The sequence below is a fragment of the Agrobacterium larrymoorei genome (genome assembly GCF_030819275.1).
Classification (GTDB): Bacteria; Pseudomonadota; Alphaproteobacteria; order Rhizobiales; family Rhizobiaceae; genus Agrobacterium; species Agrobacterium larrymoorei_B.
Window position 1 is genome coordinate 2,844,206 of record NZ_JAUTBL010000002.1, and the last position, 12,410, is coordinate 2,856,615.

Here is a 12,410-nt window from a genome sequence, read left to right on the forward strand (position 1 = left end):
TTGAAGAGGAGCGCGAGGCGCCCCCCTCCACGATGGCATTGCCGCTGGGCGCAATCAACGTCATTTCTTGGCGAAGTTGGCGTTGATACGGCGGGTGAGATACTCCCCAGCGGTGATCGGCTCATATTTGCCGAGCGGACCCACCATGACAGCGTCCTTGTTCGCCTGGCAGAAGAAGGGGAGCGACAAGCGGCGGCCGAGATATTCGCCCGGACGTGGCATTCGGACGCGATGCAGCGTCGATTGCAGTTGGTCATCCGACCAGCGCATCAGCATGTCGCCAATATTGCAGGTGATGTAACCGTTTCTAGGCGGCACGTCGGTCCACTGGCCGGCTGCGGCATCCTTGCCGGGGCAAACCTGAAGACCGCCCTCGCCTTCCTTCTGGTGAAGGATCGTCAAGCAATCGAAATCCGAATGGGCGCCCGCGCGCCAGAACTGGAAGTCTTCCGGCTTGGCATTCTCCATGGACATATAGTGGATGAGGCGCAGGGTAGACTGGTACTGATCGGAAGACGGATCATGCGCCTTGGCAAAGAAATCCTCGGCAAAGCCCATCTTTAGCGCGAAGCAGGACAGAATGCGCATGCCAAGCTGCCAGTTCTGGGCTTCGAAGCGGAGCATGGTCTCCTTGAAGCCCGGAAGCTCCTCCTCGCTTGGCCACAGATTGGTCATTTCGGGCCGGGTGATCTGATAGCTTTCCTTGTTGTCCGGCGTTCCGGTGGAGGGCCGCACCTGCGCTTTGAACTCCCAGCCGGCATTGACACCCTTGGGCATCGGATATTGCGCCTTGATCTCCTGCGGCAAGGCAAACAGGCGCCAGGCCGTGTCGAAGGCAAGATCGATATCATCCTGCGCTATTCCGTGATTATAGACCTGGAAGAAACCGATCTCGACGGACGCCGTCCAGAGCTGATCGGCAATCTCCTGTTTGCGGTTTTCGAAGTCGGAGAGATCGATAACCGGGATTTCGCGTTCGACGGTCGTTCCCTCGCCGCCGATGGTCGTCTCCTTGTTGAGTTCGGCCAGGCTGTAATTTGCTGCATTCATCATGGTCTTCTCCATGCTTTGCTCCCGCAGGAGCTGGGTTGAGGAGCAATGTCCAGGCGCGCCCGACTGCTTCTACTCCGGGATGGGGTTCAGTCTTTCTTCGGCAGGCTCCAGGGAAAAAGGAGACGCTGCGTTGCCTGCACGATCTGGAACAGAAGGAGCGAGAGGACGGCGAGCACGAAAAGTCCGGCCCACGCTTCCGGCAATCTGAACATCGAGGTGGAGAACTGGATGAAGTAACCCACGCCCGCTTCCGACGCGCAGAATTCCGCGACCACCGCACCGATGACGGCAAGTGTGATGGAAATCTTCAGCGCCGAGAAAATGTAAGGCACGGCGAAAGGCAGACGGATTTGCGTCATTTCCCGAAAACTCGGCGCCCTGAGACTTCGCGACAGTTCGATCAACTCAGGTGGTGTCGCGGCAAGCCCCGTCGCTGTCGAGACCACCAATGGGAAGAAGGTGATGAGACAGGTGATCACGATGCGCGGCGCATCACCGGCACCCAACACCACGATAATGATCGGCGCGATGGCGACGACCGGTGTCGACTGGATGACCACCAGCACCGGGTAGAGCGTTTTGGAGAGGATGGGTGAACGAATAAGAATGATCGCCAATGGAATGGCGATGACGATGGAGAGAAGATAGCCGATCAGCGCCACGCGCAGCGTCGACCAGACATGCAGGCTCCAGCGGCTGAAGCCAATGGCCGGAAAGGCATCGAAAATCGCCGAGGGACGTGGCAATAGGTAGGACGGGATGGCAAGCATCCGGCAGGCGAGCTCCCAGATCAGCACGATGCCGATCATCGTCAGCAGAAAGGGAACGCCTGGTAGGCTGACGGCCCGACGGACCGCAAGCCACATCCTTTTGCCGAAACCTGGCACGTCAAGCGGCCTTTCGGCCGATAAGGAGATCGCGGAGAGTGGCTGATAGGTCATGGATAGCCTTGTCGTTAGCGGTTTGCGGGCCGCGCGGGCGAGCCACGGGAACGGGAATTTCGGTGAGCACGGTACCCGGCCTGCCGGTCATCACCAGCACACGGTCGGAGAGGAGAGCCGCCTCGCTGACGGAATGGGTGATGAAGACAACGGTCTTCGGCCGCTCGGAGAAGATTTTGAGCAGATCGAAGCCCATGACTTCACGCGTCAGCGCGTCCAGCGCGGAAAAGGGCTCGTCCATCAGCAGAATGTCCGGGTCCATCAACAGCGCACGGGCTATCCCCACCCTTTGCTGCATGCCGCCGGACAATTCGTCCGGCAGCCGTTTGGCGAAGCCGTCGAGACCGACCATGCTAATAAGCTCTGCCGCCCGGTTGCGCTCCTCCGACGTCACGCGTCCGCGTTTGTGGCGCGCCGGGAAAAGAATGTTGTCCTCGACCGTCGCCCATGGCAACAGCGTCGGGCGCTGAAACACGATCCCGATATCGTCGCGCGGCTCGGTGACCTTCAGCCCGAACACCTCGACCTGACCGGATGTTGGCGTGAGAAGACCGGCGATCATGCGCAGCAAGGTCGACTTGCCACAGCCCGAAGGGCCCAGGATCGCTAGAAATTCGTGGCGAGCCACCTCGAAACTGATGTCACGGAGGGCTTCTGTCTTGCCTGTGCGGGTGAGAAAGACCTGCCCGAGCTTGTCGAAACGGATTGCAGCTGGGCTCATTGCCTTACTCCGTGGCAATGAATTTGCGACTGACCGCAGTCTCAGGATCGAGCTTACCCGCATCGATACCTTGGGCGGTCGAAACGCGCTTCCACGTCTCGGCAAGCCGATCGGGCTTGAGCACGCCGAGGCCGTCCTTTTCCGTGACCTCGTTGAAGATCAGCGGCAGCGTGTCCTTCAAAGAGCCTTCAACATCCTCCGCCTTCAACTCCGGAACCATGGCGACGACGGCGGCTGCGGCCTTTTCCGGATTGGCCTTGGCGAACTCGATCGACTGCTTGTAGGCATCGACGAAGCGGCGAGCGACGTCGGGGCGCTTGGTCAGAAACTCGTCATTTGCCAGCAGCGAGGCGGAATAAAGCTCCAGTCCGGCGGAAGACCATGGCAACGCGACGATCTCCTTACCGGCAGCCTTCGCCTGGTTGCTGTATCGGGTGAAATCCGTCATCCAGGCAATGATGCCATCGACATTGCCTGTCATCAGCATCGGGCCGAGGGCGCCGGGATCGGCCTTGATCAGCTTCACGTCGCTTTCGGCGATATTCTGATCCTTCAGGACCAGGGGCAGATAGACGTTGGAGGAGGTAAAGGGTGATGTGGCGATGGACTTGCCTTTGACATCCGAAACGCTCTTGATCGGGCCATCCTTGAGAACGTAGAAGGCATGCGGTCCTTTGTTGAAGATGGAAAGGACGGCCGTAACCTTAACCCCCTCCTTTGCCTTGGCTGCCATCAGCGCGCCGATATCCGAAACGCCGATATCCGACGTGCCTGCAGCAAGCCGCGAGATCGCTTCCGTCGAGCCGCGGCCGGAGGCAATCGAAACGTCGAGTCCGGCTTTCTCACAGAAGCCCTCGTGTATGCAGACATAGATCGGCGCTTTGTCCCCGCCCGGAAGCCAGTCGAGCTGAAAAACGACCTTGTCGGCGCTGAGCGCGGGGGTCGCACCGAGACAGAAAGCGGCGAAGGCAGCAGCAAGTTTAGGAACAGACATCATCAGCATTCTCTCCAGGTTAGTGTTCTGTTTTAAAGGACGGCGACAGAGACGCGATCCGTGCTTCGGGAAAGCCTTCCGACAGCAAGGTCAAACGGGCGCAAGCGCGCTTTTCGGCAAGGGGACCGGTAAGGCAGGAAAGACACCTGTGGCTTTTAAGGGCCACATCGGGATCTTCAATTTTCAGGTTCAGAGGGCGAGAAAAGGTCTCTTCTTGGGTCATATGATCATCCTCGACAGACAAATCCGTCGAGCAATGTCCAGAGCGTTGGGCTCAGACCGCTTCTACTCGCCCCTTTTTCATTCCACAGGAATTGCTGTATCGCAAGAAGTTTGTGCGCTCTAAATAAGCGCCTAAATATTACTCAATTTCAGGCTGGAAGTGTGCCAAGACCTAGGCCGCTTATTGCTAGTATATTGATCTAAAATATTTTTTTGACACCACAGTACTGTCATTAGAGGATCTACGAAGCATTCAAATTAGGCGTTCTAAAAATCAGTACGCAAAGGACTGAAAATTGTGGTTCGTCTGGGCTGCGTGCTAGGCATCTCAAGCCAGGTCGCGGCCTCACTGATGAGGCCAACCACATGACTTGGCCTGATAATGAAAAGCGCGAAGGGCACGGCGAACCTTCGAGAAGGCCGGTGTCAGTTTGGACGAGAAGGAACACGCAGAAGCAGGATAAATCCGGCGCCGAGGAAGAGGATCAGCGTCGCCATACCGATATGGGCGGAGCCGGTCGCATAGGTTGCGACGGAGAACATGAGCGTTGCCATGAAGCTGGTGGCGCGCCCGGAGAGCGCGTAGATGCCGAAATAGCGGCCCGCTTCGGCAATCGTGATGTTGCGCGCCAGATAGGAGCGTGACGAGGCCTGCACCGGGCCGAAGGCAAGACCGATCAGCACGCCATAGACGATATAGGCCTTTTCCGCCCCGCTGCTGAAGAGACCATGGGTTTCCTCAGGAGAGAATTGCAGCAATCCGAACAGGGTCGATGTCTTTTCCGTTGAGATGATGCCGAGCGTCGCCAGAAGCAAAAGCATGAGGCTGATGATGATCATCGTGCGCGAGCCGAGCCGCTGATCGAGCCTGCCAGCGGCAAAGCAGCCGCCAATGGCAACAATGTTGAGAATGATGCCGTAAATGCCGATCTCCATCGTCGCCCAGCCGAACATGCCAGCGGCAAAGGCTCCGCCCAGGATGAGCAGCCCGTTGACGCCATCCTGATAGAGCATCCGTGCGATCAGAAAGCGTGTGATGAGCGGACGGTGGCGCAACTCCTTCAGCGTCGATTTCAGCTCCGACAAGCCCGAGCGCACGGCCCGCCCAAGCGGCAGCCCCTTCTTCACATCGGGCGTGAAGAAGAACATCGGCAGGATAAAGATGAAGTACCAGATCGCGGCGATCGGTCCGGTGATGCGGGCGTCTTCGCCGGTGGCCGGGTTAAGCCCGAAAAGCGGCGGTAGGCCGATGATGGTAAGCCCCGTCTGTGGACTGGCGGCCATGAAGAGCACGATGAAGATCAGGACGATCATGCCGCCAAGATAGCCTAGCCCCCAGGCGGTGTTGGAGATTCGCCCGACATTCTCCGGGTTTGTCAGACGCGGCATCATAGAATCGTTGAAGACGATGGAGAATTCCGCCGCAATCGAGGCAAAGATCATGAAGAGGGCGGGCCACAACACCGGTGATCCGGGCGCGGCAAACCATAACATCGCAAGACAGATAATCTTGATGGCGGCGAAAAACGCAATCCAGGGCTTTCGCGACCCGGACTGATCGGCAATCGATCCGAGGATGGGCGAAAAGATTGCAATGACCACGGACGAGATGGTCGCGACATTGCTCCAGAGCGTTTGCGCCGAGACCGGATCATCCGTCAGCCGGGCGACGAAATAGGGCCCGAAGATGAAGGTGGTGACGACGGTGAAGAAGGGCTGCGCTGCCCAGTCGAACAGCATCCAGCCCCATATCCCTTTCGCATCCACCTTCTGCACGTCGGTTGTCGGAGCTACTGTCGGTTCTCCCGTGCGGGAAGAAGAAGTCATTCGATTGCCTTTCCGCACGCAGACGACCCGGTGTGTAACAGCCGGGTCGTGTGATTATGAGACGTTAGACGCTTCGGGTCTGGACTAAATCCGAAAGCAGACCTGCGGCAACGGTGAGCCGCGCGAGATTTGTCTCGCCGCTATCGCTCAGCGCTGCAAGTTCCGAGACGATGCGATTGACGCGCACACGGTCGGCTGCGTACCAGGCTTGAACCGGGTTCTTCTCCTTCGCATGTTCCGTGAGCGCCGAAACCACGATGCGGCGGCGTGACGAGGCGATCTGGTCCTGGCTGCGCAGCAGCGCGAGGCTCTCATAATGATCAGCCGGGCTGACCCGCTGGCTGGCATCGAGAAGCCGTGCGACGCGGAAGGTGGTGGAGACGGCTGCATAGCTTTCCGCCGCACGCGCCAATGTCGTGCTGGCCTGGTCGGCAATCAGCATGATTTCCGGCACGTAGACCAGAAGGCGCAGTGTCTCGAGCTCCCTGACGAGCGCCGGCGAGACGCCGTCGATCTCGGGAAGACCGACCTCCTCCTGATATTTTGCCGCAGCCAGAGACAGCGTTTTGATCGCGCTTTTCAACCTCTCGACCTCATCCCGCATGGCGCCGGTGACGGTACCTGCCGTCTGGAGATAGAGTCGTGTCGCATCGCCAAAGATCTGCATGACCCTGGCATAAAGATCGTTCTGCACGACACCGGAAATCTGCCCGTCGAGCGCGTCGATCTCGCTCCACAACCGCTTCAGGCCGAAGCCATCCTCAACGATCATCGCCGCCTTGACGACGGCTGGAGCAAGGAGACCGCTTGCATCCACCAGCTTCTGGACGAAGCCCGGACCGCCGCGATTGACGACTTGGTTGGCAAGCGCCGTGGCGACGATTTCGCGATGCAGGCGATGGCTGGCAATATCCCCCGCATAGGTCTTCTGCATCTTGCTGGGGAAGTAATCCGTCAGCAGATGCTGGAGATAGGGTTCGTCCGGCAGGGTGCTGGCCACCAGCGTATCGAACAGCGTCAGCTTCGCGTATGACAGCAGAACGCCGATTTCAGGCCGGGTGAGTGCCTTGCCAGCGGCATAGCGTTCGTTGAACTCCGCATCGTTCGGCAGGGTCTCCACCTTGCGGTTCAATTGGCCTGAAGATTCCAACGCAGCCATCAGGCGGCCCAACTCTTCGCGGTTGCCGCTGCCCTTGCGCTCGACAAGCGAGATCGCGAGCGACTGGAGGTAGTTGTTGCGCAGCACCAGTTGCGCCACTTCCGAGGTCATAGAGGCGAGCAACTGATTGCGCTTCGGCAATGTCAGACGGCCGTCATTCACAGCGGATGCCAGCGCAATCTTGATATTGACCTCGACGTCCGAGGAATTAACACCAGCGGAGTTGTCGATGGCATCCGAGTTGCAGCGCCCGCCGGACAGCGCATAGGCAATACGGCCCTTCTGGGTGATGCCGAGATTGGCCCCCTCGCCGATAACCTTGGCGCGCACTTCCGTGGCGTTGATGCGGATCGGATCGTTGGCGCGGTCCCCCACCTCGGCATTGGTTTCCACCGCCGCCTTCACATAGGTACCGATGCCACCGAACCACAGGAGATCGACGGGCGCTTTCAGGATCGCCGTCATGATCTCGAAGGGCGTTGCCACCGTTTTGTCGATGCCGATTGCGGCAGCGGCTTCCGCCGTCAGGGTCACAGATTTTTCCGCCCGCGAAATGATCATCGCGCCCTTCGACAATGTCGAGCGGTCGTAATCCTGCCAGCTGGAACGCGGCAGTTCGAAGATCCGCTTTCGCTCTGCGAAAGAGACATCCGTATCCGGCGTCGGATCGATGAAGATATCGCGGTGGTCGAAGGCGGCGATCAGTTCGATCTTTTCCGACAGCAGCATGCCATTGCCGAAGACGTCGCCGGACATATCGCCCACACCGACGACCTTGAACGGCGTCGTCTGGATATCGGTATCCATTTCCCGGAAATGACGCTTGACGGTTTCCCAGGCGCCGCGGGCGGTGATGCCCATCTTCTTGTGGTCGTAACCGGCGGACCCGCCAGAGGCAAAAGCATCATCGAGCCAGAAGCCCGCTTCGCGCGCAAGCCCGTTGGCGGTATCGGAGAAGGTTGCCGTACCCTTGTCGGCCGCCACGACGAAGTAAGGGTCGTCGCCATCGAGTCGCACCGTGTCCGCTGGCGCAACAATATCATCGCCTGCGATATTGTCGGTGATGGACAGCAGCGTGCGGATATAGGTCTTGTAGGCTTCCTTGCCGGCATTGAAGATCTCATCGCGATTGCCACCCACCGGCAGCATCTTCGGATAGAAGCCGCCCTTGGCGCCGACCGGCACGATCACGGCGTTCTTCACCTGTTGGGCTTTGACGAGACCGAGCACTTCGGTGCGATAATCCTGACCGCGATCCGACCAGCGAAGACCACCGCGCGCCACCTTGCCGAAGCGCAGGTGAACGCCTTCAACTTCCGTGCCATAGACGAAGATTTCGCGGAAGGGACGCGGATCCGGCAGGCCATCCAGAAGCTTCGGATCGAATTTGAAGGCCAGCATCGCCTTTGGCGAACCGTCCTCGTTGCGCTGGAAGTAGTTGGTGCGTAGCGTGGAATCGATGGCGTTGACGTAGCGGCGAAGCGTCCTGTCCTCATCGAGATTGGGCACACCGGAAAGATCGGCCTCGATTGCCTTATGCAGATCGGAGAGTTTGCGCAGGCGCGGTTTCTCGCCAAGCTTGGGATCGAAGCCATGGGCGAAAAGCTCGAAAATTCTGCGCGCAATGACCGGATATTTGAACAGCGTCTCGGAAATATGCTCCTGCGAGTAGACGATTCCCGTCTGGCGCAGATAGCGCGCATAGGCGCGGAGCACGGACACCTCGCGCACCGTCAGTCCGGCGGCAACGATCAGGCGGTTGAAATTGTCATTGTCGACGGTGCCATCAAAGGCCGCGAGAAACGCCTCTTCAAGCCGCGGGCCGTTGACGGCAAGATCGAGTGTGACACCCGGCTGGACCCGAAGCTCCATGTCGTGCAGCACGATGAAATCGGTCTTTTCGCCGGAGACGACGCCGATGTCGAAGGTCCGTTCACTGATGACGCTGAAGCCGAGATTTTCGAGAAGCGGCACGCGACGCGACAGCGGCAGATGGCCGTCGCGGTGGAAGATCTTCAGCGAGAGAATATTCTCCGCCTGCTCAGCAGTCCGGTAGAATTCGATGCGAACCGGCTCGCCAGTGGCGGTCGCGACGATATCGGCCATGTCGCCGATGGCCTCTTCCGGGGTAAAGGCCTCCTGATAGGCCTGATCGACATCAAGCAGAGGAGCGCCAGGCTCTGAGAGCGCCGTAAAATGATCGATCCAGCGCGCAGCGATCTCGCTGACGGCATCTTCCAGCTTTTCCTGCGCGATGCGCGGCGTCTTACCATTGCTGCGCCCGACGATGAAGTGGACGCGCGCAAGCGCGCCTTCCGGGAAGGCTGGGTAATAGGCCGATATGTGGCCGTCATAGACGCGCGCGAGATAGTCGCCGATTTTCTCTCGCACATAGGAATTATACTCCTCGCGCGGCACATAGATGATGACGGAGACGAAGCGGTCAAAGCGATCGATACGGGCAAGCACCCTCACCCGTGGACGATCCGCAAGCTCCATGATCTGTTCTGTGTAGCGTACCAGAAGATCGGTTTCGATCTGGAAGAGGTCATCACGCGGATAGGCTTCCAGCGTGTTGTGCAGTATGCGTCCCGAATGGCTGTTGGGGTCGAAGCCGAAATGCTCTTCGACCTCGGATGCCTTAGCACGCAGAAGCGGGATTTCGTGGACCGATCGCGTATAGGCCGTAGCGGTGAAGAGGCCGACGATGCGCAGCTCACCGACGACATTGCCATCGGCGTCGAACCGCTTGATGCCGATATAGTCCATATAGGCGCGGCGGTGGACAAGCGATTTGACATTGGCCTTGGTGACGATGAGGAAATCCGGGCCATCCAGAAACGCCAGGATTTCCGGTGTCGTCATCACCGCGTCCTTGCCAAGACGCAGCACGCGCACATCCGGATCGCTCAAGATCCCCAGACCGACGCCATCCCCGCGCTCGATCCTGGCAGAGCTTCCCTTGCCGGAATAGCTGTAGTCACGCATACCGAGGAAGGTGAAATTGTCCTTGCGCAGCCATTCCAGAAACTCGGAAGCCTCTGCGCGATCCGCTTTGCGGCGCGACGATCCGCGCTCCTTCAACTCGTTCAGCGCCTCATCGAGCTTGGCCAGCATCGGCTTCCAGTCGCTATAGGCGGACTGGACCTGGGCGAGCACGAAGCGAAGCCGCTCCTTCAACGCCTCGGCGGCTTGCGGCGCGACAGGCGCGATGTGCAGCTGGATAAGGCTGATATTGTCTTCCGGTGCGTCTGTTTCCGGATCGGCCAGCCTGTAGCCGCCGGTCGCCTTGGGATCCGCCACCATGATGGGGTGAACAGCAAGGTAGAGGCCGCGATAGCTGCTGGTCACCTCACCCATGACGGAGTCATAGAGGAAGGGCATGTTGCGCCCCACAATCGTCAGGATGGAGACCGGCACGTTACGCGGCGCGACCCCATCAACCTGGGCGATGCCGATATAGGGGCGATCAGCTTTCCAATGGGAAAGTTCGCTCAAAGCATGGCTTGCAGCTAGCGCCAACATCTCAGGCGAATAGTGCTCGATGTCGTCCGTGCTGGCACGACTAAAAAGTGTATTGGGATCGATGAATGGCTTGCCGGTGGCTTCCGCCAGCTTTTTCGCTTTTTCGAGCTGTTTGTCGCGTTTTGGGTTGTTCCGGTAGCCCATTTTGCCTTCTTTCTTCCAAAAATATGCGCGTTTCAGCGATAAACGGGAGGAAAATCGTGATTTTTCCCAAATTCGAATCGGATATTGGCGCGGAATTATGAATAGTTTAAGTGGCAAACGACAAATTGGCGGGGCGCGGGGAATTTAATCGATTCGCCATGGATCAACCCTCGCTGGAGGACCTTCACCGGCGTCGTTTTGTTAACGTACACGGCAACCTTGTTGTGACTCAGTCGCCACGGTGGAAGCAAATTATTGATTTCCACCTATTTTTGTGGTAGACAGGAGAAACTGATCCACAGCGCGGCACTATCGTGCCCTAAAACACCTCGAAAGCAAGTCATCAATTGCACGCGGTTTCCGTGACATATCCTACTTTTGTGTTGTCGATCACCGGATTGCGAGATGGTTTCTTTTTGCGTGCTCGGCTGGACCAGTTCGGAGTCACCTGACGGCTTGCCCCCGTCTCATCCGGGCCTGACCGACCCGACCCCGGAAACCCCCGGGTGTATGTAACAGGGAGTTTAAAAAACGAATGACGACCCAGCAGAAGAAATCTCCAGCGCGCCACGGTTTCAAGACCGGAGAAGCGATCGTTTATCCCGCTCACGGTGTCGGCACCATTTCCGCAATCGAAGAACAGGAAGTCGCGGGCATGAAGCTCGAACTCTTCGTCATCGATTTCGAAAAAGACAAGATGCGCCTCAAGGTGCCTGTTGCCAAGGCTGTCAGCATCGGCATGCGCAAGCTGTCCGAAGGGGATTTCGTCGAGCGTGCGCTGAAGGTTGTTCAGGGCAAGGCACGCGTCAAGCGGACCATGTGGTCGCGTCGCGCGCAGGAATATGATGCAAAGATCAATTCCGGCGATCTGATCGCCATCGCAGAAGTGGTTCGCGATCTCTATCGCGCAGAAAACCAGCCTGAGCAGTCCTATTCCGAGCGTCAGCTTTACGAAGCAGCTCTCGATCGCATGGCCCGCGAAATCGCAGCCGTGAACAAGATGTCCGAAACCGAAGCTGTTCGCCTCGTTGAAGTCAACCTCAACAAGGGCCCCAAGCGCGGCAAGGCCGTCGAAGAAGACGATGCACCGGAAGAAGAAGCCGCATAAGGCTTTTCATCTACAGAATGTCAAAAAACCCGCTCGCCTTGTGGCGGGTTTTTTGTTTCTTTCGCAAAGATGGCCATTCTGTGTTGAGGACCTCTCGGCAAGTCACTCTTCACACAAGTGCTTAGAGAACCTGGATAATCTGTCCCGGACGAAGGTGGGGAAGAAGACGGCGCATGTCTCTGGGGTGAAGCGCAACGCAGCCAGCGGTCGGCTCATAGCCGGGGCGGATTATATGCATGAAGATGGCCGAGCCGCGATTGCGCTGCCGGGATCTGACATTCCAGTCGAGCACCAGGCAGACATCGTAAAGACCGTCTTCCCGGCAGATGTCTTCGTGGCTCGGCTTGAACGGAGCCCTCACCAGCCGATTGTAGTTCGGATCGCTTGGCGCATCGCACCACAGCATCGACTTCACCGCCCGACGCAATGTCAGGCCGGTCCGAACGGCCCGCATGCGTTCTCCCCGGATGAAACCATAAAGCAGCGGCATCTGAGCGATCGGCGTTTTGCCGTCACCTTCACGTTTGAAAACAGAGCGTCCATTGCGACCAATCGCAGCCTGAAACGTTAAATGACCAAACTGAACGATCGCCCGATTTGGGTTTAACGGCGAGGGGCGAACGAGGAGCCTGGGAGGTGACGTTGCGGATTCAATCTTTCTGGTCATCACTCTTTTTCACGAGATTTTGCTTTGAAGATGCTTCACCCTGACGTCA

The 12,410-nt window shown here is 58.3% G+C and carries 8 protein-coding genes; 1 reads left to right on the forward strand and 7 read right to left on the reverse strand.

Features of this window, described 5'->3' with window-relative positions; translation table 11 throughout:
* Positions 1-60: 60 nt before the first annotated feature.
* The 6 genes from QE408_RS22350 to QE408_RS22375 all read right to left on the reverse strand — a co-directional run bounded on the left by QE408_RS22350 (position 61) and on the right by QE408_RS22375 (position 10,586).
* Complete coding sequence (locus tag QE408_RS22350; RefSeq protein WP_373465573.1) at positions 61-1,053, reverse strand: isopenicillin N synthase family dioxygenase; 993 nt, start codon at positions 1,051-1,053, stop codon at positions 61-63.
* 86 nt (positions 1,054-1,139) lie between these two features.
* Complete coding sequence (locus QE408_RS22355) at positions 1,140-1,919, reverse strand: ABC transporter permease (protein WP_306934938.1); 780 nt, start codon at positions 1,917-1,919, stop codon at positions 1,140-1,142.
* A 22-nt stretch (positions 1,920-1,941) separates the two neighbouring features.
* Complete coding sequence (locus tag QE408_RS22360) at positions 1,942-2,715, reverse strand: ABC transporter ATP-binding protein (protein ID WP_306934641.1); 774 nt, start codon at positions 2,713-2,715, stop codon at positions 1,942-1,944.
* A gap of 4 nt (positions 2,716-2,719) precedes the next feature.
* Positions 2,720-3,709, reverse strand: coding sequence for an ABC transporter substrate-binding protein (locus QE408_RS22365; RefSeq protein ID WP_306934941.1), 990 nt, complete (start codon positions 3,707-3,709; stop codon positions 2,720-2,722).
* A 648-nt stretch (positions 3,710-4,357) separates the two neighbouring features.
* The gene (locus QE408_RS22370; protein ID WP_306934642.1) at positions 4,358-5,758 is read right to left on the reverse strand and encodes an MFS transporter; all 1,401 of its coding nucleotides are present in this window, start codon (positions 5,756-5,758) and stop codon (positions 4,358-4,360) included.
* 64 nt (positions 5,759-5,822) lie between these two features.
* Positions 5,823-10,586: an NAD-glutamate dehydrogenase gene (locus QE408_RS22375; protein ID WP_306934643.1), complete on the reverse strand. Its 4,764-nt coding sequence runs from the start codon at positions 10,584-10,586 to the stop codon at positions 5,823-5,825.
* Between the two features lie 535 nt (positions 10,587-11,121).
* Between QE408_RS22375 and QE408_RS22380 the strand changes: the two genes are divergently transcribed.
* On the forward strand, positions 11,122-11,694 hold the full coding sequence (locus QE408_RS22380; RefSeq protein WP_027673546.1) for a CarD family transcriptional regulator: 573 nt from the start codon (positions 11,122-11,124) through the stop codon (positions 11,692-11,694).
* A gap of 121 nt (positions 11,695-11,815) precedes the next feature.
* On the opposite strand, the gene QE408_RS22385 is transcribed toward QE408_RS22380, so the two are convergent.
* Positions 11,816-12,361, reverse strand: a complete 546-nt coding sequence (locus tag QE408_RS22385; RefSeq protein ID WP_306934644.1) for a L,D-transpeptidase family protein — start codon at positions 12,359-12,361, stop codon at positions 11,816-11,818.
* Positions 12,362-12,410 lie beyond the last annotated feature (49 nt).